This window comes from Rhizobium sp. A22-96, assembly GCF_053521805.1.
Genome location: NZ_JBNWDQ010000008.1, coordinates 158,991 through 180,551, shown reverse-complemented (window position 1 = coordinate 180,551; position 21,561 = coordinate 158,991). Strand labels below are relative to the sequence as shown.

Here is a 21,561-nt window from a genome sequence, read left to right as displayed (position 1 = left end):
CCGAGTCTTCCAGATCGGTTGGAAACCATCTGGAGCGTGTCCGACGAAACCAGCGGGGGGGCACGGCCTCGTCGGACGCTGCAGTTGCCGGATCGGGGGTGGCATCCAACCCGGTAGCTCGAATTATATCACTACTTTAGGTATATCTAAGCTACCCAAACGGGTGGTTTAAGTCACGAAGCAAACCACCCAGTTGGGCATGCCAACAAGTTGTGGACTGGAAACGATGCGCCAAGCCATCAATAGATGGCTGGATCAGATAAACAGGGCCGTCGAGCCTGCACTGCCGGCCGGTGGCTGCCTCATTGTGTCGTCACCGGAACCCGCCGAGGCAGTTTGGGAAGCCGCCTGTTTGTCGGCTTGCATATCGCGTTTGGCCTTGTCGAGAAGCGCCTTGATCTCCGCCAGTATCGCATTGAACTGGTCGACGATCTTCTGATCGCCGGATGAGAAACCGGAGCCTGTGCCACCATCCTCGGCCATGGCATGATAGGCGAGTTTGGCCTGCTTTGCGTCGACGCCATCGGGGTCGTCCGTCTTGCCGTCATTCGTCTGACCGTCATTCGTCGTGCCGGCATCCTTGGTGGCGTTGGACTCGGTATCGTCCGATGCCACCGTGCCTGCTTCTGTGCTGGCCAGCGCGTCGGCGACGGGGGCACTTGGCGCCGTGGAAGACGCGCCGGCAGCTCCGATCGCCTGGGAGAATTGTTGCGCAGCGGCGCCCACCGAACGCGCGAGTTCCCCCGCGATCCTGGCGATGACTTGTGGAGGGAAACCATAGCGCTTCAGAAAATCAAGTTCCTGCTTCGCATCTTCGATCTTGCTCAAAGCTCGGGATCTGGCATCGGAGCTTGAGCTCAGGAGTATCTGGCTCGGATCCTGGCGCTGCTTCTTGATGCCATCATTCGCCGAAATCAGGCTGCTCGACGTTGGCGACGTCGACACCGATTGGATTTGCATTGCTACCCCCGCTACAATTTACAGGGGTAGGCCTACATGTTGCGACTTGCCCAGAGCTGTAGACGGATTGAAATCGCGAGTTCCGGTTCGATCTTGCGCATGAGAGTTCGATCAGCCCGGTTGCAATCACAGGAGCGTATTACGTGGCGCTCAGCCTCGTCACAAACTCGGGGACGACGCTCTCCGTAAATGGCGCTGCGTCGGGATTGGCAAATCTTCGGTCGATGAGATCAACCGCTTGCCGGGCCATCAAGACCGGATCCTGGCGAAAGGTCGTCAGGCGATAGCTCAGCCAACTGGCTTCGGGGACATCATCGAACCCGATCACCGCCAGATCGTTCGGGATGCTCAATCCCAGTTCGCTCCGCGCAAAATCCATCAGCCCAAATGCGATCTGGTCATTGACGCAGAACACCGCCTCCGGGCGATCGCTGCCGCACAGCAATTGGCGTGCCGCCTCAAGTCCGCCCGCGTAGTCCGTATTTTGCCCCTTGGCGACGACGACAGTCGCTCCCAGCGCTTTTCCCGCCTGCACGAAGCCTGCCTCACGCTCGGTGATGCTTGGCGTGCCGGAATTCGATCCGGCTATTCCGAGAAGACGATGACCGCGTCGGACAAATATCTCCGCTGCCTTGGCCGCCGCAGCCGTATTGCCGACGCGCACCTGATCTGCTCCCGGCTCGGACCGGCCGATCGCCACGATCGACTGGCCGTTGCGATGGGCGAGATCAACGAAGTTCTTCGGCGTCGATCCCGAGAGGATGATCGTCGCCTCGGCGCGATGGCCGATCAAGGTTTTCTGTGCCGCGAGCAGCTCTTCTTCCGTCTGACCCGTATTGATCAGGATCGGGATGCTGCCTCGCTGGATGAGGGCCTTGGCGAGCGCCGCGGCAAGGTGGGCGCGAAAACCGAGTTCCGGATTGGTGGCGACGATCCCGACCAGCCGGCTGTGGTTGTTGAGCACCGCTCTCGCCAGGTCGTTCACCTGATATCCGAGATGCTCGGCCGCGCGCATAACCTTGTCACGGGTCAACGGGGCCACGCTGGCGCCGGGGGTGAAGGTTCTGGAGACTGCCGATCGGGACACACCCGCCAGTCTGGCCACGTCCTCGGCGCTGACAAAGCGCCGCTCCCTCTGCCGTTCTTCGCTTTCGCTACTGCCCAATATCAATGACCCACTCGTGAAAGGACGTCCGACTTGAGGAACCTCTCTACCATCAGCATGAACAGCAAGGAAGGAACGAGCAGCAACAAGGCTGTGATCGACGCGATCTGATAATTCCCGCCTGATGCGGCCGTATAGAGGAGCAATGGCAGCATGTTGACGTCGGGGGCGCCGACGAAATAGCTGCCGGTAAACTCGTCCAGACTTTCCAGAAACACGAATATGGCGCTGGCCATCAGACCCGGTGCGGCAAGGGGCAGGGTGATATCCCAGAATGCCCTCAATGCGCCTGCGCCGACGGAGCGGGCCGCCTGTTCGAGCTCGATCTCGATCGCAGAGAAAGAGGCCGTGGCGATCCAGACGGCGTAGACCAGTCCATGGGAGACATGAACCAACACCACGCCGGGAATGGTCCCGTTCAGACGAAGTTCGTAGAAAATCCGGGCGACGTTGACATAGATCGTCAGATTGGGAAATGCCTGCGGAATGAGGAAGGCAAGCAGGATCAACCCCCGCAACGGCAGCTTCAGGCGTGCCAGCGCGTAGCCTGCAGGGATTGCCAGCAACAGGGAAACGATCACAGTCAGGACCGCCACGATGAGCGAATTTACCAGCGACTCCGTCGCCCCGCCACGCGGCGCGAAGACGCGAACCCACGAGCTGAAACCGTATTGGAGGGGGAGCGCGTGGGGGAAATACCACTTCTCCGCCACCGTCCACAGCAGCAGGTTTGCAATCGGTCCGAAAATCAGGAAAGCGATCAGACCGAAGATGATGCCACGCGGCACCCACCAAAGAAGGCTTAGTCGAGCCTGGATATTTGGGCTGATGAGGGTCATGCGCGTGCCTTCAGATTTTGGCGCAGGTAAATCCATGCGACCGAGCATGCGAGCACCAGCGAAATAATCCCGAGCGCATTGGCGACGCCATAGTCGCCATAGGCATTGACGCGAAAGGCAATGTCAGCCGTGAGCATTGTCGGCGACTGGGCATTGATCATCATCGGCACCGAAAGTACGGACATCATCGTCACAAAGGAGAGAACAAGCCCGACCGTCAGCGTGACGGCGACCTGCGGCACGAGAATCTCGACTAGGATACGTAGCCGTCCCGCGCCAAGATTGCGCGCCGCCTCAATATTGTCGCGACTGATCGAGGCCATGGCGCCAGCGACCAGCATGGCGACGAAGGGCGTCTGTTTCCAAACGAATGCGAAGACGATACCCCGCCAGTCGAGAAGGCTCGTTGTATCGATCGGCGAGATCAATCCAAGACTGACGGCCGTGCTGTTCATCAACCCGCTCTTCGACAAAAAGGTCCGAAGTATTTGCCCCACGACGATGAATGGAATGAACAGGGGCCACCGATAGAGCCAGCGCAGGATGGCTATCGCCAAGGGATTGCCGCCAAGCGTCAGATAGCCGCCGATGGCAACCGAAATGATCCCGACCAATGCCGATGAAAGGCTGACGATCACCACCGTGAACAGAATGTCCTTGGCGTAGAGATCGAATGCCTTTTGGAAATTGCCAAGACCATAGTTGCCGCCTTCAAGCTGGAAGGCGCCGATGCCGGACATGACCATGGGCAAGATGAAGAGAAGCGCGATCACCGTCAGCGCCGGCAGCACAAGCAGCAATCCAATCATATAGTTTCGCATCGGCAGCCCGTCTGACTTGTGAGGAGCTCCCCGCCGTTTGAGCGGGGAGCCGGCCTTGCGGCGTTGGTTACTTCACCGAGTTCTCATAGGCTTCGAGAATGGCGTTGTTGTACTTGGCGATCGGGAAGGGCTTGCCCTTGGTCGCCAGATCTTCCGGCGAGATGTCCACGAACAGCTTGTTCCAGGTGGCCTCGTCCAGCTCAGCCTTTACGCGGGTCGCATCGATGCCCGGATACCAATTGAAGCGCTTGACGATGCCATCGGCCTGGACCTTCGGGCTCGTCGCGAGCGCCACGAACTTTTCAGCCAGCTCCTTGTGGCCGGTCTTTGCCGGGATGACGTAGTGCATCGGCTGACCGGGCATGCCGGGCGAAGGCAGGAAGAGTTTCAGATCCGGCGGGAGCTGGCCGCTGGCCTGCCAGCTGTAGAACATGTCGACCCATACCGGCCCCATGGCGATTTCGCCACGGCTCAGGAGATCGAGCGTTCCGGCGTTGCCCGGCGTCAGCGTCGCATTCTTCGTGAAGTCCGCGAGGCTCTTGAAGGCGCCGCCCCACTTCTTGGTCTCTTCTTCCTTGTAGGGACCGACCATGAGGTTCTGAGCATCGCCGTCACCGAAGGCGTAGACCCAGCCCATGACGAAGCTTACGCCCGAAGCGCCACCCTTGATGCCGTTATAGCCAAACTGCTTCGGATGCGCCTTTACCCAGTCTGCCAATTCCGAATAGGTCTTTGGCGGGTTCGGCACCATTGCCGGGTTGTAGGCAATTGCCGTCTGGCTGTTGAACATCGGCATGACATAGCCGTCGACATTGGCGCCGAGTGCATTCTTGGCGTTGTCGCGGGTGACGAACGTGCCAGTGTCGATGCTGCCGCGATACTTCTCGAGATAGCCCTTTTCGACAAGCGGGCCGGCGAACTTCTCATGAACGACAGCGACGTCAACGTCCCAGACAGGGCTTTTGGCGGCTGCCTGAGCATCGAAACGCTCGAGGATCTTCTGCGAGCCGGCATCGCCAGGGCCAGTGCCGACTGCGCGAACCGTGTTGCCGGGGTAGGTCTTCTCAAACAACGGGCCGAGGTACTGGTTGATATAATCAACCATGTTCTGGTCGCCTGCGGTTGCGACCGTCAGTTCTTCAGCTTTGACGGGGATGCTTGCAAGCGCCAGCGCGAACGCTGCATAAGCCAATCTTTTCATGAACACTTCTCCATTGTTCAGGTTAAGGCTGCGGGGGTCGATATTCCCATCTACTGCTGGTGATCGGCCGGCTTTGGCCGATCACGGCTTGGGAAAAGAAAAAGCGCTTGTGGCGCCACATGCACGATGACTTGTTCGCCAGGTTCGAAAGCGCGATGTCCGTCTGCCAGAATTTCGTGCTCGCCGACGCGGACCGAATGGCGCCAGTAGCCGCCGGGATAGGTCGCGGTGGCGACGGTGCCCCTGAAGCGGATACCGTCATCGGGGCAGGTTTCCGTGATCGAGAATAGGCGCGCTGCCTCAGGGCGGAAGCGCGCTTCTACCTCTCCATCCGAAAGCGGCGAGCACAGCATTGGAATCTGAGCCGTCTCGTTGATCTTGCTCTCGGCGATGACGAAGGTATCCGCCTTCACCACACCACTAAGCGGTAGTGAGTTCTCCGCACCCATGAAGGCGGCAACGAAGGCAGAGCCAGGCTGGTTGTATACCTGTTCCGGCGTGCCGTTCTGAGCGATGCGACCGGCATCGAGAATGATGATCCGGTCGGCGAGCACCATCGCTTCTTCGCGATCATGTGTGACGTGGATTGCCGTGATGCCGAGGCGCTTCTGCAGCACGCGCAGCTCATGCCGAACTGTCAGACGAATTCTGGCGTCCAGATTGGAGAGCGGCTCGTCGAGCAGAAGTATTTCCGGATCGACCGCAAGCGCGCGCCCGAGTGCCACGCGCTGCCGCTGACCGCCGGAAAGCGCTATCGGCTTCCTCGCTCCCAGGCCCTGAAGACCCAGAAGGGTCTCCATCGCGGCAACTTTCTCGGCAATCCCGGCTTTCGACACGCCCTTGAGCTTCAGCCCATAACCGATGTTCTGATCGACCGTCATATGCGGCCATAAGGCGTAGGACTGGAAAACCAGCGCCATGCCGCGCTTGTCTGGTGCAAGGCCGGTAACATCGCGATGACGCACAACCACACGTCCGGCAGACGGGTTGACGAAGCCTGCGAGTACCCGCAGCAATGTCGTCTTTCCGCATCCAGAAGAGCCCAGAAGAGCGACGAACTCACCGCGTTCAATACGCAGGTTTATGTCCGACAGGACGGACGTCGAACCATACTTGCTCGCAATACCGTCAAGCTCCAAAAACGCGCCCTGATCCAAGAAAACCCCCATTGCACAGCCGTGCATTGCCTTCTGAGGGTTCAATATAGGAGCTCCTTAACAGGCAAATGACATCGAATGGAAAATGGCGGCGTCGGCCGTAAAGGCTTCTGCGGCGGTAAATCGGGGCCGGTTACTCCTCGAAGCCTATGCCTGCTGGAGGTGAGGCCAAAGAGCGCTCCCTCATACCGCTCATACCGAGATCACAGCACTCCCCGCCTGATACCAGAAATCGTCTATTGCGCCGAAATGAGTGAATGGTGGGTTGAGCTGGCATCCGGCAGCGGCTATCTGGTGCCAACCCCACGAGGGCTCTCCGCGAACAACAAGGTGCATTCCGGCATGAATCCAGATTTCCTCGTCACCCATTCCGGTGGCTTCCATGCCGATGAACTGCTGTCGAGCGTCATCCTGACCCGGCTTTTCCCGCAGGCTCGCATCGTTCGCAGCAGGTCGCCGGAATGGATTACGCCCGGTGCAGACCGCATCATCTACGACGTCGGCGGAAAATATGACGCAGCCGAACGTATCTTCGACCACCATCAGCGTGGAGCGCCGCTCCGCGACGACGGTCAGCCCTTCAGTTCGTTCGGATTGATCTGGAAGCACTTTGGGCGGGATTATCTTGCTGCCTATGGCCTTCCCGCAAGCGATATCGAATTGGTACACGCTTCTTTCGATACGAAGTTCGTGCTGCCCGTCGATCTGGTCGACAATGGCGCGCTTAGCCCCGCCGTTGCAGGGCCATTGGCCGGGCTGACGCTGCCCGCCTTGCTTGAAACCTTAAAGCCTGTTTTCGACGAGACCGATCCTGAGGCCGAGGATCGCAGCTTCCGCGACGCGCTGGCCATCGCCCGCCGTTTCGTCGAGGCGAGGATCGGACAAAGCGCCGCAAAATTGCGTGCCGAGGCGCTTGTGCACCAGGCCATCGTGAAAACGGGCGAGGGGCGTGTCCTCGAGCTGCCCATGGGAATGCCGTTCCGTCCCGCCATCATGAAGGCCGGTGCCGATCACCTGCTGTTCGTCGTTCACCCGCGGGAAAAAGATTGGTGCCTAACCGGCATTCGCCGCGCCGAAGAGGGGTTTGAGCTGCGGGCTGATCTGCCCGCCGCCTGGGCCGGCCTGACCGGTGGCGACCTGGAGGCTGCCTGCGGGGTGGAGGGCGCAACCTTCTGCCACAATGGCCGGTTTATCGCCGCGGCGAAAACTCGTGAGGCAGCGCTCACCATGGCCGAACTGGCGGTGAGGGAAGCAAGAGAGGCTGCGGAATAAGCAATTTCACTCGCAGGGTTTAGCGGCTGCAAGCCTCTTAATGAGGCTGCAGATGACGTCTGGCGCGGCAAAGGGCTGGCGACGGTTTGGTTACCGCACCGAGTTCGCGTGGATCTCGGCAACATAACCGCCGGGGAATTCGACCATCGCAGCCTCACGATCGTCGGAGCTATAGGCGTCGACGAGGACCTTAGCTCCGTTCACCTTGGCCTTGCCGAGCGTTGCTGCGAGATCCGGTACTTCGTATCCTGTCGTTTCATGGCCGTAGGGGAACGGCAAATGGCCGTCCGTCACCAGCACGGTGATTTTTCCGAAGACAGAGTCGATGCGGATACGGCGGAACGTATCGTTGGGGCGCCCAATTTCGACGCCGGCCGCCTTTTTATCGTCGGAGACGACCTTGCCCTGCGAGAAGGCGAGGAACGCCTTGACGAAATTACCGGCGGCATCCGGCGACACATAGACCCGGTTCTCCGGAATTTTATCGAAAGCCGCATAATCGGGTTTCGCCGTATGCCAGTACAGCTGCATGTTGACGCCGCCCGGCCATTGAATGACCGCATCTCGCCCGATCGGATCGGGAAAGGGCTCGACGACAACCGAAGCACCGGCCGCACGTGCGGTAGCGACGGCCTTATCCATATCGGTAACGAGATATCCGGTTCGCTCGGCACCAAACGGATAGGGGATCGGAGTCTTGAAGCCGAAGAGCGAGACGCTGCCAACCGGTGTCTGCAGGAGTTGCGAGGTCGTGCTGCTGGGTGTCGGCGTCACCATGACGACCACCTGCTTGGTGCTGGTGCCGCCGAAGGTGCCGAGAAAGCTGCTGACGAAGCTGTCCACCTTGTCCGGATCGACATAGACATGGGAGGTGTCATATTGCGAACCGACACCGACCTGCAGATGTGCGGTCCGGGCGAGTGCCGCACTAGCCGGCATCAAGGCAAGAGCGGACAGAAGTCCGATTGTGTAAGTGTAACGCATTAGCATGTCCTAAGCACCCATCGTCCTTGAAACATTGTGATCGAGATCGCGCGAGGCTACCAGCGGGAAGTCGCCGATGAGAGAGACATATTTCAGCTTGTGGGAAAGCGGTTACATTTCGAGATTTAAAATGGCATTCAAGGGCAGCGCGGTCTCGATCAACGGGGTTATACCTACCATGAACTCCATGCTCAGATGTTTGACCATACTGGTAGCATCGCAACTCGTTTTTCTGCCCGTAAAGGCCGGACAACTGAAGGATGCAACCGGTCAAAGCCTTGATACTTGTCTGCAAGACCCCAAAAATGGTTCGACCGGTGACCAGACCGCGTGCGAGACAAAAGCGCTTGCCTCTTATGACAAGCGGATGAACCTAGCCTACTCGAAGCTTCTGAACGAGTTGCCAAGCCAGGCCGGGCAAGATCTAAGGGCCGCTCAGCGCGGCTGGATTGCATATCGAGACATGGAGGCACGTGCTCGAGAAAGCCTTTTTGCCACCACGCAAGGAAGTATGTACGCCCCCATGGAGGCCGACGCCGCGACCGATCTGACCAGAGACAGGGCTTTGCTGCTCGAAAGTTATGTGCGCGTTCTGGATATCGACAAATGAACATGCCGGGGCAAGCTCCCAATCGCATTACTCGGCTCTTGCTGCTTGCCGCTATCGCGCCGGCTCTGTGAAAAGGAGGCCGGATATGGTGATAGCGGTGGGACGGCCCTACCGCTATCGCTTTCTATGCTATTTTGACACCGACAGCCTCTTGCAAGCGGCGGTCGCACCTCCTCCTACGGAAGCCTTGATTTGAGGGAAACGTTGTCCCCCTTTGCTTCCGTCCGGGGATGCCATGATTAGTTATTCAGCGCGCCGCCGATGATCGCGCCAAGCGCGAAGGCGGCCGCCGGGTACCAAAGGCCGTCCTTGTTACGACGGTAGCCCGGACGCCGATCGCGATAACCCCGATAGCCGTGATAATAGCCGGGGCCATCATTGCCGCGATGCGGACCCCATCCGCGGCGGCCCGCGTCGCGCGGAGGCACGTTGCGATGAGCCTCGCCGGACCTGTGATCACGATGATTGCGTGGCCATTCCTGGGCATTTGCAAAGGGTGCGGAGAGCATCGTGCCGGCAATGGCGACTATGAAAAATTTCTTCATTGATTCGTTTCCTTGTCATTAGCAAGGAAACCTTATTATTCAAAAGATGAACACAACGTGAAGTATAAGGCTATCCTGCGCCCGACAATCTGACGATGGCCGCTGCAACATCCAGCGCTGCCGGGAAGTCGGTATAGCCGACAGGTTGGATGCTCGCGGTGCCTTTTTCAGCCTGCATCTATCGTCGCCCGCCCGCTCGTCAGATCCCTTATATTCCCAATAACCTGCTCGGCAACCGACGTTGCTACCGTCACACCAAGAATGGCTCCCGAGCCTGTAAAACTCTCATCGCTAATCTGAACGCCTGATTGCGCGAGAAGTCTTGCCTTTAACAGGGCAAGGTCCGAAAACGACACGCCGATCGTCATCGCTACTGTCGGAACAATTTCCCTCGTCTCTGCTGCCTGAAGGCAGATAGCGGCAGTCCCTCCATAGGCACGGATCAATCCGCCGCTTCCCAAGAGCGTACCGCCAAACCAGCGCGTCACGACCACTGCAACCATGTCCAGTTCCAGGCCATCGATGGCCTGGAGAATAGGTTTGCCTGCCGTGCCGCTCGGCTCGCCATCATCACTGAACCGATAGTTCTGTCCGATACGCCACGCCCAGCAGTTGTGATTTGCATCGGTGACCGAGTATTGGGCGACAAATTCCTTCGCTGCCTCCATGCTCACGACAGGGGCCGCGGTCGCAACGAACCGGCTTCGCTTGATTTCCTGGTTAGCGGTTGTGATCGAAACGATCGCAAACATGAGACTTCCTAGCTAATTTCAATGAGCGTTGGAAAGCAGGTTAGCAGTTCCATGGGTGTCGTGCTAACGGTGGCTGCCGACGGTACTGCTACACGTGAGAAGCCGTCCTATGGAGAATGAGACAGTGACAGATTTTCTTGAAAAATGGTCTTCAAAGAAGGCTGATAAACCCAAAGCAGGAACAAAGACCGTTATTGACACCTTCCGCTCCAGGGTGGCGGAACAGAAAGCATATCTGGAAGAATATGAGCGGGATGCCGCCGGCTTCAAAAAATGGCGTTCCACTTGGTTCCAGCGTGTACCGGGTGGCTTCGGTGTCAGCATCGGACGCGACTCGGTCAATGCCGGAAAGGGCTTGAGCTATGTCGTGGTAGAAACCCTCAAGGATGTAGCAGAGTTCCTCGACGATCTCGCGCACCATGCAGAGAATGATGCCGGCTTTCAGCAGGCGCTTGAAGAAAATCGCAAGCGCCGCGCCACATTGTTGAATGCGGCAAAGACGGCAGGGAAGGGTATTGCTCCGAAGACGGCTGCAGCAAAAGCGTCCAGGGCGAAGTCTCCTGCAACAGCTGAAAGCGATGCAAAGCCGAAAAGAGGCCGCAAGCCGAAGGCAGAAAACATAGCTTAGTAACCTTCGACGAGGCTTAAGCAGGTTAATACGGATGAGAGGCCGAAGTTCCTAAAAGGATGCTTCGGCCTCAAGCATGTTTGGCCGAGCGTGATATTGAAGATGCAGCTCGGCCGCGAAAACACTTTCTGCCAAGGCATCCGCCCGCGAATACAACTACGGATATGCGCAACTCAACAGATGCTGCACAGCGACATCATCATGGACGGACAAAAGAAAGATCTCACTGGTTCTTGAGTAGACAAGTGCACGCCCAATTTCTGAAGTGCGTTCCTGATGTGGATGCGATTTCCCGGTAGTCGTGCTTCGCGTCGCCACTGATACCGACAAGTTAAGCACCACTTCTAAGCAATATCAACTTCTAAGTTCAATCAAGGGATCATCACAAGCGATGCTGAATACATTTCCTATCCAGGCTAGTCATCCGACCGGAAAGGCCGGCGATATCGCGAGCAATGCGCTGTGGATCGATCTCGTTAATCCCTCCGTTGAGGAAGTAGCAAACGTCGAAAAGCTCGTCGGCGCAAAGTTGCCATCCTTGGGTGCGCTCAGCGAGATCGAAGCATCCAGCCGCCTCAAGAACAAGGATGGCATCCTTTACATGAGCACACCGTCTGCGGCACGGCGCCCTGAAGGCGCGCAAGCTACTCCGCCGCTGGGATTCGTATTGTCAACCGACAGGCTCGTCACCGTCCGATTCATGCAGTTGCCGACCTTTGATGCGGTTGCGGGCAAATTTGCTGCCGGCCAGGACGCTCCCAAGTCGAGCATTGAAGTGTTTGCCATGCTTTGCGAAGAGATCGTGGATCATGTCGCCGACATTCTTGAACATCTGGCCGCGGAATTGAATGGACTGTCGATAGACGCCTTTCGCGCTGATGATCCCCGTGGCCGCCATCCTGCGCGAGCCAATCGGGTTCTGCGCGGCCAATTGCGTCAGGTGGGGCGCCTCGGCGATCGGCTCTCGGAGTTGCGCGATGGTCTTCTGGGGCTTGCGCGTGTCATTGCCTATGCGGAGCAGAATGCCTGCGATTGGGCAGGTGGGGCGCTCAGGCCACGCGTCGTCAACCTGCGCCAGGACATCCATTCGCTATCGGATTATGAAGAGCAGCTGGCCAACAAGGTGCAATTCGTTCTCGACGCTTTGGTAGGCTTGATCGGCATAGCCCAGAACGACGTCTTCAAGGTTTTGACGATCGTCTCGATTGTCGGCATTCCGCCGACCTTGATGGCCGGTGTCTATGGCATGAACTTCAAGAACATGCCGGAATATGATTGGGCCTGGGGCTACCAATACGGTTGGGCGGTGATCATCCTCAGCGCCATCATCCCGCTGGTTTGGTTCAAAATAAAGGGCTGGTTCTAGAGCTGGAATTCTGTCCCCTTCGATGGACGACCTACATGAGCACGACTTTGGGAAACTCTGCGGCCAGATGATCGATGAAGGCGCGCACAGACGGCAGCAGGCCTTGTCGGTAAGGGATCAGTGCCGTGAGTGTGGAGTCGCCCGCAAGCCAGTCGGGGAGAACACGGTGCAATTGGCCTGAGCGCAGCTCGTCGCGGCAGATGTAGCCGGGCAGGGCGACGATCCCGAGGCCCGCGATCGCTGCCTGCTTGAGGCCAACCATATCGTCGCTCAGAAGGCGCGGGGTGAGGGGCATCACCACTTCGTCGGTACCTTCGCTGCTGTGGCGGAGACGCCAGGTTGGCGAGACTCTGGTCCGCATCATGAACAGTGATGGGTGCCTGGTGAGATCCTGCGGCGTCTCCAATCCACCATGGGCATCGAGGTAGGCGGCACCGGCGAAGAGAAACCAGGGCGCCGGTGCCAGCGTCCGCTGCACCAGCGTCGAATCCGGCAAAGGGGCGGAATGGGCTCTGATCGCCACATCGAAGTTCTCGCCGACGATATCGACGGTCTGATCCGTCGCATGGCCGACGACGTTCACTTTCGGAAATCGGACCAGGAAATCGGCGACCATGTCGCGCATCGCAAACTGCGTCGTGGCCAGGCCCGCCGTAAATCGCACCGTGCCGGTCGGCTCGGTCAACCTATGGCGGATCGCCGTCTCTGCCTGCTCGGCCTGCTGCAGCATTCCAACCGCGTGCCGATAGAACTCGCTGCCGGCGTCAGTCATGGCGAAGCGCCGCGATGTGCGGTTCAGCAACCGAACGCCGAGCTCCGCCTCGAGCTGAAGGATGCGATGGCTCAGCGTGGATTTGGGCATGCGCAACGTACGCCCGGCGGCGGTGAAGCCGCCGCGATCGACCACCTGAACGAAATAGAAGAAGTCGTTGAGATCGAGCATGCCCCCTCCATCGTCCAACATACAGGACGCTATGTTGTCATTCTGATGGCTTCTTAGACGAAGGTCCAGCGCATAAATTCCATTCGTCGCCAGCAAACAGTCGCGACCCCGGGTGCAGCAAAAGTGCTGATCGGGAACTTTACGGAGGCATCATGGAACGGCGTCAGTTCCTCCAGGCTGCAGCAATCGGAGCAGCGACCACCATCATCGGAATCGCGCCTTCGCTTGCCGCCGCATTTCATCAACGCCGATTACAGGAGAATGCAATGACCGACCAACTCCGCCCCTATGAACCACTGACCTCCGACAACGCCGCGCTCGTCCTCGTCGACCACCAGATCGGCCTGATGACAGGTGTCCGCGATTTCTCGACCGGGGAGCTGAAGCACAATGTCGTCGCACTGGCGAAGGCCGCCAAGGCGCTCAAACTTCCGATCGTCGTCACCACCACGGCACGCGACAGCATGTGGGGACCGACCTTCCCAGAGTTGGTAGAGGCATTGCCGGGTGCGCATATCATCGACCGCTCGTCGGTAAACGCCTTCGACGATCCGAGCGTCGCAAAGGCCATCGAGGCGACCGGCCGCAAGAAACTGATCTTCGCCGGCATCTCTCTCGAGGTCTGCGCAGCATTTCCAGCCATCACCGCGATTGGCAAGGGTTATGATTCCTATGTCGCCGTCGATGCATCGGGGACCTTCAGTGAGACGAAGCATGAGGCAGGTCTCCTGCGCATGCTGCAGGCCGGCGTCATTCTTTCGGATTATGCGACGCTAATGGTCGAAATCCTGAAGGACAATGGGCGTCCTGAAGCTGGTGCTGTTTATGAAGCCCTTGATATGCCCTGGGCTAAGCTCGTCGGCCAGATCGCCCAATCCCACGCCAAGTAGCAGGTCGCGTCATGACCTCGCTCATGACACACGCTCGACCAATGGCGGAGACGGAGATCCGTGTCCGCCATCCTCTCGAAGCACCCATGCTTCGAAAGACCTCCTAGCGATTGAGCGCTTCAGGATTGATGACGTTGATCGGGGAACCCGCCGCAAAGGCATTGATCTGATCGAACACGTCTGAGAATTGGAGGTCGAACTCTTCCTGCGTGACGTAGCCTATATGTGGGGTTGCCACGACATTCGGTAAGTTGATCAGCGGATCGGCTATGTCACGCAACGGCTCGGTTTCGAACACATCGACCGCCGCCATGCCGGGGCGCCCAGCCTTCAATGCTGCGACCAAAGCTCCGGGCTCGATCAAGGGCGCACGGCTTGTATTCACGAGGATCGCGGATGGCTTCATCAATGCGAGATCAGCACCGGTCACGATCCCGCGCGTAGCCGGCACCAGCCGCATATGGAGCGAGACAACGTCGCAGGAGGCGAAGAATGCCTCTTTGCTTTGGGCAACGGCCCAGCCCTGGCTCTTCGCGCGGTCGCGGGACGCATCACGCGCCCAAACAAGCACTTCCATGCCAAAAGCACGGCCATAGCCCGCGACAACCTCGCCGATGCGGCCCCAGCCATAGATGCCGAGAACTTTTCCTCTCAATGTGTGGCCAACACCCGAAATCCATCCGCCGGCCTTGAGCGAAGCAACTTGCGCTGGAAGCTGACGGGCAGCCGCAAGAACAAGCGCCCAGGTCAACTCGGCCGCCGCATAGGACGGTGTTTCGGAATGCATGTTGGAGCAAAGCAGCACGCCGTTTCGTGTGCAGCCGGGAACGTCGACATGCGGATAGACACTGCGCTGGCTGATCAGCCGGAGCTTGGGCAGGCGGTCGAGCAGGGAGCCTTGAATGCGGGAGCGCTCACGGATCAGAACCAACGCCTCTGTCTCGGACAGGCGACGGACCAGTTCGTCCTCGTCTTCGACATGATCGTTCCAGATCTCGACGTCGTGACCACCGAGCTTGGCGAAACAAGGCAGATGCCGAAGCGTATCGTGCCAGTCATCGAGAATTGTAACCTTCATGACTGCAATGCCAGCACTTTTCTTCCCGCCTCCGTCAGCACGACGGAATCATGTTCGCGCTCGACAAGGCCGAGATCCACCGCATCCTCCCAAACGGGCAGGCGCGGGCAACTCGTCCGCCAGGCGTCCATGACTTCACGGTACGGCCGGGGGCCAGCTTTCAGGAAAACCAACAGGTCAACGACAAGGGTATCGGGCACTTCCACGAGAACCTCCCTGAGTATTCAAAGAGAAATCTATACCTTTGGGCGATTATTGTCATGCTACATCCCGGCAAATTCATTGCATCGCCTTGCAATTGGGTTGCATGTTCCCGAATAGCCTAGGTGTATGAAAACCGGAGCCTGGGGCATTTCGCAATATTGATGGTCCGCAACTGATTTTGACAAACAAACGGGCTGATCTAGCCAAAAGTCTATCGAGCTCCCGCATGAGCTGATCGCGAAAATCGAAAACTCGTTCCCCGGCACCGTCGGAACTCCGGCCTCGGATACGCAGATTTTCTGTGTGTGGTTACATACATTGGCTCGGATTAACCTAGAACTTACCCGTTAGCCCGACGACGAGCTTGTCAAGCCGCTCTGCCGTATCTTCGTCGCGTCCACGGGTATAACTGGCGGAAAGCGCGATGTGCCCATCCTCGTCGAGATTGTACCATGTCGAAAAATCGAGATTGTAAAAAGGCTTGCTCGACATGACTTCCTCAGCCCATTGATAGGTAATTCTTCCATAGAGGCGCGAGAGAGCAGTTTTCTGTAAGAACGCGGGCTGGAGGAGGAGCGAGACTTGCCCCCCGAGCCGCAAGTCGTCCCTTTCCCCCGAAAAGGCGTCACCATGGTTCTCGAAGGAGTTTCCATAGATGGCAAACAATTCGGGCGTCAGGACATAAAGTAGATCAATGTCGGGAATTGTGCATGGGCGACCGATACAGCTGAGAGGGTTGTCCGGTTCGCGACGCAGAACCGGAAAGAATTCTGCTTTTACTTTCAGCGATGTCGTGTTTGCAACGACATCCCGCACTCCACCGGTACTCAACCGATAAAACTGATCAAAGCCAGCATAATCCGTCCCAAGTTCGGCTGCCACGCCGCCTATGTAAGTCTCCGAATCCTTTTTGGATCGGGCTGAGTGGCGATCCACATTAGCGCCAATGTAAGGGCCAATCGACCAGCCGGTATATCTTCCTCCGTAACTGCCGTCACTGAATGTCGAAAGGAATAGAACACCCTTGAAATTCAGTTCGTTATCATGTGCGACCCGATCCTTTGTAAAGGATACAGAAGCACCCTTGGACTTAGAAAGATTGAACCGATCCTCTCCGAAGAAGCCGAGATCCGTGAAACTGTCCCTCAGATATGCCGCGGTTCCCGACGAGTTCTTCTTTATGGCATCCGCCTTTTTTTGGCGTTCCTTTGCCAAAGCATCTTCCAGCGCCTGAACGTTGATATGGCCATCCGAGTTCGTATACGGATCAAGTATATCCTGAAGGCTTTTGTCCGCTGCATTCACCGTATTCATCGGAATAATGAGGATCAAAACCGCGACGAAAAGCGCCCTCATTTAGCTTTCTCCAAATTCCAAATGAGATTTACGATGTCACCTATTGTCTGGCAGTCGACTATTTCTTTTGGAGTTACACGCGCCGAAGTAAATTGTGATTTATTAATGTCCCGACCAACGTCGACGAGGGACTGCGACGTGAATTGAAGATCATCTCTCAAACTGAGATCGAGAGTAAAATGCTCTGCGGGATAATGAAAATAATCTGAGAAATATTGTTGCACCCACGTAATTATTTGCTGCCGTCGTTTTTGCACCATAGATTGTCTCTCGATGTCTGAGGTATCTATGTATAAAACTTAAAACAATTTTAATATATTTTGTCGAGTGCAAAAATGCTCGTTTAGAGCGAATTTTTCATTTGGCGGATCGCCTCAAAGTGACGTTGTCTAACTTGGGTAGCCAGACACGGTCGACACATAAGTAATCGTCTCAAAAATCCAACATCCGTATTCTCAAAGCGCACGCGATCCTGCTGTTCTGGGCGGCATATACCCCGGAGGAGGAGGCTTCAGCTCCGCTTCTCTAAACGTTGGAATCACTGGCATGTCGCACTTGGAAATAGAATGGACCGTGCTCGCAAGATTTATCAGATAAGATGTATTATGGAATTATCACATCTCGATCCAATCATAACTTATGCATCCTTCAGAGACTCCGCTGAGGCATGAATTCCAGCCCTTTCATCATCATTCTCACAGCTGGCTGCGAGAGATTTCTCCACACGAGGCGTCTGATACAGAGACAACGAAAGCGAATGATCTAGCCTGAGATACGCCGCGCTTCCCTGTAAGCGAGTAATACGCGTGTCGGCAACGCCTCTGCGCAGACACGCGGCTTGATCGTCGGCTTCAATACGACACGCCCGATCATCTCTTCCGCCTACGGGCCACCGGATCGCAGATCCTTCGGTCTTCATCTCGATCTGCGCAACCGCATTGACCTTTACACCCCTGTGCCATGCCGTGCCGTGAAAACCGCCCCCGTGCTGGCGATCTCCAACGGCGCCGGGCGCGACGCGAGCAACGTGTCGTCAACTGTCAATCCTGGAGAAGACATCGGCCACCCAATCGACAAAGACGCGCAACTTGGCATTGAGATGTCTATTGGATGGATACATTACGTACAGGGGATGGCGTGGGCGAGACCACGCTTCCAAAATAGGAACGAGACTCCCGTTGTTGATATGAGGTTGAGCCAAGTGGCGGAATGTCTGCCCAATACCGAGGCCCGCAATGAGGCTACTCAGATGTGCGGTGCTCTCGTTGACTGCCGACATCGAGCTCATGCCGATTTCAACCAGCTCATCGGCCCGATGAAAATAGAGCGGGAAAGGCTTTCCGGTCAGCGACGAAAAATAGCTCGTCAAAACGTGATCATCTTCCAGATCGGCAGGATGGGCCGGCGTGCCACGCTTTGCGATGTATGAAGGCGCTGCGCAGGTCACATAGCTCAATTCGCAAATGCGCCGCGCGATCAATGACGTGTCTGCCAAAGCGCCCCCGCGGATGACGCAATCGACACCTTCATTAACGAGGTCGATCGGTCGGTCACTGACGCCGAGATGTATCTCGATCTCGGGATAAAGGGCACGGAAGTCGGGCAGCGACGGGATCAGGATGAAATTGGCGAGCGACGAACCGATGTCGACACGCAAGCGACCTTTCGGCTGCGCTCGCGTGCTGGCAGCAAGCGCGTCCATTTCGTCTACATCCGCCAGCAGACGAATGGCTCGCTGATAATATTCCGCGCCTTCCGGTGTCACGCTGATGGTGCGCGTCGTGCGCTGAATGAGCTTTGTGCCGAGATGGTCTTCCAGATCGGCAATGAGCTTGCTCGCTGTCGAGTGCGGAAGACGCAGCGCGTCCGCGGCTTTGGCGAAAGTCCCCGATTCTGCGATACGAACGAACGTCCTGATAGCGAGCAGTTGGTTCAAGCGGAGAGACCTCTCAGTCCATTATGCATTTAGGTGGATTAAGAAAACAAAAAATCGATCTTTATGCAAATTCTATAGCTCTTACCTGCCACCTGTAACAACCAAATGGAGTATTTCTCATGTCTAGAAGACTAGAAGGTAAGATCGCCGTCGTCACGGGTGGTTCGACCGGTATCGGCCTCGCGACAGCCAAGCTGTTTGCCGCTGAAGGGGCCCATGTTTATGTCACCGGCCGCCGCAAGGCCGAGCTTGACGCTGCTGTCACAGCAATCGGTATCAATGCAACAGGCATTCAGGCTGACTCAGCAAAGCTCGAAGAACTCGATCGCCTCTATGAGACCATCAAGGCTCAGAAGGGCCGTATCGATGTTCTCTTTTCCAATGCTGGCGGCGGTAGCATGCTGCCCCTCGGCGCGATCACCGAAGAACAGTACGAGGACACCTTCAATCGAAACGTGAAAGGCCTCATCTTTACGGTGCAGAAGGCCTTGCCGCTCCTGTCTGATGGCGCTTCCGTCATCGTCACCAGCTCGACCACAAGCAAGAAAGGCACAGCCAATTTCAGCGTCTACAGCGCTTCCAAGGCAGCCGTGCGTAATCTCGTGCGCAGTTGGGTTCTCGATGTGAAGGAGCGCGGCATTCGCATCAACGCCATCAGCCCCGGCCCGGTCCACACACCCGGCCTAGTCGACCTGGCCGGTCCGGATGAAGCCCAGCAGCAGGGCCTGCTCGACTATCTTGCCAGCACGGTTCCGCTCGGCCGCGTCGGCCAACCGGAAGAAATTGCCAAGGCGGTTTTGTTCCTGGCTTCCGACGATGCGAGCTTCGTCAACGGTGCGGAGCTCTTTGTCGACGGCGGTTCAGCACAGATCTGAGCCACATCATCATGTTGCGATGGTGTGCCCCCTGCAGGGTTTGCTTCTTAAATTTTTGCAGGGATGCTCTCACGTTAACGGCTTAGTGCCCCAAAAGGCATGGTGGCGACATCATCAAACTTACACGCGATTCTCGTTGTCGCCACCATCGTTCTCCTGCGTGCGTTGTTGCGCAAGCCGTTGGCTATATTTCCTATTTCCATTCAACCTTCGTGGGTCTGATGAGGGGCCGGATCCCGGTCAACAGGCTTGAACTCTTCGAAGCCCGAAGATAGGCGCGGCGCAAGGAACAGGAACGTAGCACCTCCCGCAAGTCGAGAGCCGAACGATTGACGAGGTTAGCGATGTTGAAGCCGGGATAGTTGCGATGAGCCAGAGCATGGCTCTTGCCCATCTGGCCGCGGTCGACCGCTAGAACCTCGCGTCTTTACATCGTTATTCTGACAATCTCACAGTCATGCGGTGCGGCGAGCGGCAGCGATTTCGCTGGCGCCGATGCTGGCGAGAGCGACGCTGAACAGGGTCGGATTGGTGGCGGTCATCGTGGGAATAACGCCATTGCCGGCGACATAGAGGTTGTCGAAGCCCCAAACCCTGGAGTTCCTGTCGCAGACGCTGGTGCCATCGTCGCGTTCGCCCATGCGGATCGTGCCCTGATAATGCAGCGACGAGCCGACGGGCTGCACGAAGGTAGCAAAACCGGGGGCCGGGCGACCGATAATGGCGGAAATCCGCTGAGCCTGACCCTTGGCCTCTTCCAGGCGCGCCTTGTCGCCTTCCGACTGACGCCAGTGGATGGAAATAGCGGGCAGGCCGAGCCAGTCACGGCGATTGTCGTCGAAGGTGACGCGGTTATCGGCGCCGAGATCTGAGGGCACGAAAACACCCATGCCGACCGGCTGGCCACTCATTTCGCTGGCATGCGGCATGCTACGTAGGCTGGCCGGGGCGATGGTGACCGAGAAGGGAAGATCAGCGGTGGCCGGAATCCAGCTCATCGCGGTCATGGGCACATCGGTCTGCATCTCTGTGATCTGCGAGACGATATAGTGGTCGTTGATGTAGCGGCCGAGCGCTTCGGGACGGATGTGCGAAGCATAGAGCAGCTGCGGGGAGTGCAGCGAGTCACAAGCAACAACGACCGTGCCGGCGGCGACGATGAAAGTTTCTTCCGAACCGGAGCGGGAAAGCTCGACACCCGTGACATGGCCATTTTCATGAATCACGCGGCGGCAGGCGGTTTCGGAGAGAATATAAAAGCTTTCCTCCGGTTCATCGACGAGGTTGCCGAGCACGACGTCGGTGCCGTGGTAGCGCAGGCCATGGGGACCGGGCGTCGCAGCAAGCGGCATCGGCTGGACGAATCGATCGGGCGTACGACCGGGGTTGAAGACCTCGCCCAGGCGCTCGCGCATGGCGATGGCTGCAGCATCGCCGGCGTGTGGGTCCTTGTTGGTGCCGAGCAGCTTTGCTGACACGGCCAGAGCATTGTGCATCTCGTCGGTGGGGATGAAGGGCACCAGTTCGATCTCGGATGGTACCGGCGTACCAGTCGACCATTTCGTGCCCATGCCGCCGACATTGGCTGCCGAGAAGCCGGCAAAGAGGTTTTCATCCTGGGCGTCGGCGTCGTTGGCGATGAAAAGTCCCGAGCGGCGCAGCAGCGAATGATCGAAGCCACCGGCTCTGCGGGCTTCCCACTCTTCCTTGTTGATCGGCATGCGCGGGCTGCGGTCGCCGCCCTGGGCGTGTACTTCGAAGGCCGCGCGCTCCTCGGGATCGACGATATTGTCGAGATGTGCGCCTTTTTGCGGCAGAATCTGCGGGCCGGCTTCAACCATCAGAATGCGCGCTTCCGGCCAATTATTCCTGATGACACGCGCATAGGCCGAGCCGGTCGGGCCACTTCCGATGATGACGACGTCGGCAGACTGACGAGACATTCCTGCTATTCCCCATTGTTAAATCAATTTGATTTT

22 protein-coding genes and 1 pseudogene are annotated in these 21,561 nt (G+C 57.6%); 7 read left to right on the top strand and 16 right to left on the bottom strand.

Translation table 11 applies throughout. The features are described 5' to 3' along the window. Positions 1-255 precede the first annotated feature (255 nt). The 6 genes from ACQZ6F_RS30395 to ACQZ6F_RS30370 form a co-directional block, all read right to left on the bottom strand. Positions 256-960, bottom strand: coding sequence for a hypothetical protein (locus ACQZ6F_RS30395; protein ID WP_449094927.1), 705 nt, complete (start codon positions 958-960; stop codon positions 256-258). 139 nt (positions 961-1,099) lie between these two features. Continuing rightward, entirely contained in the window at positions 1,100-2,131 is a 1,032-nt protein-coding gene (locus ACQZ6F_RS30390) for a LacI family DNA-binding transcriptional regulator (RefSeq protein ID WP_449094926.1), read from the bottom strand. Then, a complete protein-coding gene (locus ACQZ6F_RS30385) occupies positions 2,128-2,964 on the bottom strand; it encodes an ABC transporter permease (RefSeq protein WP_449094925.1) in 837 nt (278 codons plus the stop codon). Before ACQZ6F_RS30385 ends, ACQZ6F_RS30390 begins: the two co-directional genes overlap by 4 nt. Then, on the bottom strand, positions 2,961-3,785 hold the full coding sequence (locus ACQZ6F_RS30380; RefSeq protein ID WP_449094924.1) for an ABC transporter permease: 825 nt from the start codon (positions 3,783-3,785) through the stop codon (positions 2,961-2,963). Before ACQZ6F_RS30380 ends, ACQZ6F_RS30385 begins: the two co-directional genes overlap by 4 nt. A gap of 67 nt (positions 3,786-3,852) precedes the next feature. Then, positions 3,853-4,986 (bottom strand): ABC transporter substrate-binding protein, encoded by a 1,134-nt coding sequence (locus tag ACQZ6F_RS30375; protein WP_077470550.1) that lies wholly within the window; start codon positions 4,984-4,986, stop codon positions 3,853-3,855. A 50-nt stretch (positions 4,987-5,036) separates the two neighbouring features. Continuing rightward, positions 5,037-6,155 carry an ABC transporter ATP-binding protein gene (locus tag ACQZ6F_RS30370; protein ID WP_449094923.1) on the bottom strand — a complete coding sequence of 373 codons (1,119 nt, stop codon included), beginning with the start codon at positions 6,153-6,155 and terminating at the stop codon, positions 5,037-5,039. 330 nt (positions 6,156-6,485) lie between these two features. Between ACQZ6F_RS30370 and ACQZ6F_RS30365 the strand changes: the two genes are divergently transcribed. Next, the gene (locus tag ACQZ6F_RS30365; protein WP_449094922.1) at positions 6,486-7,415 is read left to right on the top strand and encodes an MYG1 family protein; all 930 of its coding nucleotides are present in this window, start codon (positions 6,486-6,488) and stop codon (positions 7,413-7,415) included. Positions 7,416-7,505: 90 nt separating this feature from the next. On the opposite strand, the gene ACQZ6F_RS30360 is transcribed toward ACQZ6F_RS30365, so the two are convergent. Beyond that, positions 7,506-8,399 carry a glyoxalase gene (locus tag ACQZ6F_RS30360; protein ID WP_449094921.1) on the bottom strand — a complete coding sequence of 298 codons (894 nt, stop codon included), beginning with the start codon at positions 8,397-8,399 and terminating at the stop codon, positions 7,506-7,508. Between the two features lie 130 nt (positions 8,400-8,529). On the opposite strand from ACQZ6F_RS30360, the gene ACQZ6F_RS30355 reads away from it, so the two are divergent. Further along, the gene (locus ACQZ6F_RS30355) at positions 8,530-9,009 is read left to right on the top strand and encodes a lysozyme inhibitor LprI family protein (protein WP_449094920.1); all 480 of its coding nucleotides are present in this window, start codon (positions 8,530-8,532) and stop codon (positions 9,007-9,009) included. A 239-nt stretch (positions 9,010-9,248) separates the two neighbouring features. On the opposite strand, the gene ACQZ6F_RS30350 is transcribed toward ACQZ6F_RS30355, so the two are convergent. Both ACQZ6F_RS30350 and ACQZ6F_RS30345 read right to left on the bottom strand, forming a co-directional pair. Next, on the bottom strand, positions 9,249-9,554 hold the full coding sequence (locus ACQZ6F_RS30350) for a hypothetical protein (protein WP_449094919.1): 306 nt from the start codon (positions 9,552-9,554) through the stop codon (positions 9,249-9,251). A gap of 167 nt (positions 9,555-9,721) precedes the next feature. After that, positions 9,722-10,306, bottom strand: a complete 585-nt coding sequence (locus ACQZ6F_RS30345) for an IMPACT family protein (RefSeq protein WP_449094918.1) — start codon at positions 10,304-10,306, stop codon at positions 9,722-9,724. 124 nt (positions 10,307-10,430) lie between these two features. Between ACQZ6F_RS30345 and ACQZ6F_RS30340 the strand changes: the two genes are divergently transcribed. Together ACQZ6F_RS30340 and ACQZ6F_RS30335 are read left to right on the top strand one after the other, a co-directional pair. After that, complete coding sequence (locus ACQZ6F_RS30340; protein WP_449094917.1) at positions 10,431-10,934, top strand: hypothetical protein; 504 nt, start codon at positions 10,431-10,433, stop codon at positions 10,932-10,934. 301 nt (positions 10,935-11,235) lie between these two features. After that, positions 11,236-12,300, top strand: coding sequence for a magnesium transporter CorA family protein (locus tag ACQZ6F_RS30335; protein ID WP_449094916.1), 1,065 nt, complete (start codon positions 11,236-11,238; stop codon positions 12,298-12,300). Between the two features lie 31 nt (positions 12,301-12,331). Here the strand turns inward: ACQZ6F_RS30335 and ACQZ6F_RS30330 are convergent, their stop codons facing one another. Next, entirely contained in the window at positions 12,332-13,243 is a 912-nt protein-coding gene (locus tag ACQZ6F_RS30330; protein WP_449094915.1) for a LysR substrate-binding domain-containing protein, read from the bottom strand. 152 nt (positions 13,244-13,395) lie between these two features. Between ACQZ6F_RS30330 and ACQZ6F_RS30325 the strand changes: the two are divergent. Both ACQZ6F_RS30325 and ACQZ6F_RS30320 read left to right on the top strand, forming a co-directional pair. Next, positions 13,396-13,467, top strand: a pseudogene (locus ACQZ6F_RS30325) (twin-arginine translocation signal domain-containing protein); the annotation flags it as partial. A 42-nt stretch (positions 13,468-13,509) separates the two neighbouring features. Beyond that, positions 13,510-14,133 (top strand): isochorismatase family protein, encoded by a 624-nt coding sequence (locus tag ACQZ6F_RS30320; RefSeq protein ID WP_449095063.1) that lies wholly within the window; start codon positions 13,510-13,512, stop codon positions 14,131-14,133. A gap of 103 nt (positions 14,134-14,236) precedes the next feature. On the opposite strand, the gene ACQZ6F_RS30315 is transcribed toward ACQZ6F_RS30320, so the two are convergent. The 5 genes from ACQZ6F_RS30315 to ACQZ6F_RS30295 all read right to left on the bottom strand — a co-directional run bounded on the left by ACQZ6F_RS30315 (position 14,237) and on the right by ACQZ6F_RS30295 (position 18,707). Beyond that, positions 14,237-15,211: a D-2-hydroxyacid dehydrogenase family protein gene (locus ACQZ6F_RS30315; protein ID WP_449094914.1), complete on the bottom strand. Its 975-nt coding sequence runs from the start codon at positions 15,209-15,211 to the stop codon at positions 14,237-14,239. After that, positions 15,208-15,417 carry a hypothetical protein gene (locus ACQZ6F_RS30310; RefSeq protein WP_449094913.1) on the bottom strand — a complete coding sequence of 70 codons (210 nt, stop codon included), beginning with the start codon at positions 15,415-15,417 and terminating at the stop codon, positions 15,208-15,210. The genes ACQZ6F_RS30315 and ACQZ6F_RS30310 overlap by 4 nt, the downstream gene beginning before the upstream one ends. 331 nt (positions 15,418-15,748) lie before the next feature. Further along, on the bottom strand, positions 15,749-16,771 hold the full coding sequence (locus ACQZ6F_RS30305; protein WP_449094912.1) for a hypothetical protein: 1,023 nt from the start codon (positions 16,769-16,771) through the stop codon (positions 15,749-15,751). Then, complete coding sequence (locus ACQZ6F_RS30300) at positions 16,768-17,031, bottom strand: phosphopantetheine-binding protein (RefSeq protein WP_077470543.1); 264 nt, start codon at positions 17,029-17,031, stop codon at positions 16,768-16,770. The genes ACQZ6F_RS30305 and ACQZ6F_RS30300 overlap by 4 nt, the downstream gene beginning before the upstream one ends. 773 nt (positions 17,032-17,804) lie before the next feature. Continuing rightward, positions 17,805-18,707, bottom strand: a complete 903-nt coding sequence (locus ACQZ6F_RS30295) for a LysR family transcriptional regulator (protein WP_449094911.1) — start codon at positions 18,705-18,707, stop codon at positions 17,805-17,807. A gap of 119 nt (positions 18,708-18,826) precedes the next feature. Between ACQZ6F_RS30295 and ACQZ6F_RS30290 the strand changes: the two genes are divergently transcribed. Beyond that, positions 18,827-19,582 (top strand): SDR family NAD(P)-dependent oxidoreductase, encoded by a 756-nt coding sequence (locus ACQZ6F_RS30290; RefSeq protein ID WP_449094910.1) that lies wholly within the window; start codon positions 18,827-18,829, stop codon positions 19,580-19,582. 455 nt (positions 19,583-20,037) lie between these two features. Here the strand turns inward: ACQZ6F_RS30290 and ACQZ6F_RS30285 are convergent, their stop codons facing one another. After that, positions 20,038-21,525: a GMC oxidoreductase gene (locus ACQZ6F_RS30285; protein WP_449094909.1), complete on the bottom strand. Its 1,488-nt coding sequence runs from the start codon at positions 21,523-21,525 to the stop codon at positions 20,038-20,040. Between the last annotated feature and the right edge of the window lie 36 nt (positions 21,526-21,561).

Bases quoted from the DNA above. Each gene is read 5' to 3' on its own strand.
- ACQZ6F_RS30395 (WP_449094927.1), bottom strand. From the start codon at position 960: ATGCAAATCCAATCGGTGTCGACGTCGCCAACGTCGAGCAGCCTGATT.
- ACQZ6F_RS30385 (WP_449094925.1), bottom strand. From the start codon at position 2,964: ATGACCCTCATCAGCCCAAATATCCAGGCTCGACTAAGCCTTCTTTGG.
- ACQZ6F_RS30380 (WP_449094924.1), bottom strand. From the start codon at position 3,785: ATGCGAAACTATATGATTGGATTGCTGCTTGTGCTGCCGGCGCTGACG.
- ACQZ6F_RS30375 (WP_077470550.1), bottom strand. From the start codon at position 4,986: ATGAAAAGATTGGCTTATGCAGCGTTCGCGCTGGCGCTTGCAAGCATC.
- ACQZ6F_RS30370 (WP_449094923.1), bottom strand. From the start codon at position 6,155: ATGGGGGTTTTCTTGGATCAGGGCGCGTTTTTGGAGCTTGACGGTATT.
- ACQZ6F_RS30365 (WP_449094922.1), top strand. From the start codon at position 6,486: ATGAATCCAGATTTCCTCGTCACCCATTCCGGTGGCTTCCATGCCGAT.
- ACQZ6F_RS30360 (WP_449094921.1), bottom strand. From the start codon at position 8,399: ATGCGTTACACTTACACAATCGGACTTCTGTCCGCTCTTGCCTTGATG.
- ACQZ6F_RS30355 (WP_449094920.1), top strand. From the start codon at position 8,530: ATGGCATTCAAGGGCAGCGCGGTCTCGATCAACGGGGTTATACCTACC.
- ACQZ6F_RS30350 (WP_449094919.1), bottom strand. From the start codon at position 9,554: ATGAAGAAATTTTTCATAGTCGCCATTGCCGGCACGATGCTCTCCGCA.
- ACQZ6F_RS30345 (WP_449094918.1), bottom strand. From the start codon at position 10,306: ATGTTTGCGATCGTTTCGATCACAACCGCTAACCAGGAAATCAAGCGA.
- ACQZ6F_RS30330 (WP_449094915.1), bottom strand. From the start codon at position 13,243: ATGCTCGATCTCAACGACTTCTTCTATTTCGTTCAGGTGGTCGATCGC.
- ACQZ6F_RS30320 (WP_449095063.1), top strand. From the start codon at position 13,510: ATGACCGACCAACTCCGCCCCTATGAACCACTGACCTCCGACAACGCC.
- ACQZ6F_RS30315 (WP_449094914.1), bottom strand. From the start codon at position 15,211: ATGAAGGTTACAATTCTCGATGACTGGCACGATACGCTTCGGCATCTG.
- ACQZ6F_RS30305 (WP_449094912.1), bottom strand. From the start codon at position 16,771: ATGAGGGCGCTTTTCGTCGCGGTTTTGATCCTCATTATTCCGATGAAT.
- ACQZ6F_RS30300 (WP_077470543.1), bottom strand. From the start codon at position 17,031: ATGGTGCAAAAACGACGGCAGCAAATAATTACGTGGGTGCAACAATAT.
- ACQZ6F_RS30290 (WP_449094910.1), top strand. From the start codon at position 18,827: ATGTCTAGAAGACTAGAAGGTAAGATCGCCGTCGTCACGGGTGGTTCG.
- ACQZ6F_RS30285 (WP_449094909.1), bottom strand. From the start codon at position 21,525: ATGTCTCGTCAGTCTGCCGACGTCGTCATCATCGGAAGTGGCCCGACC.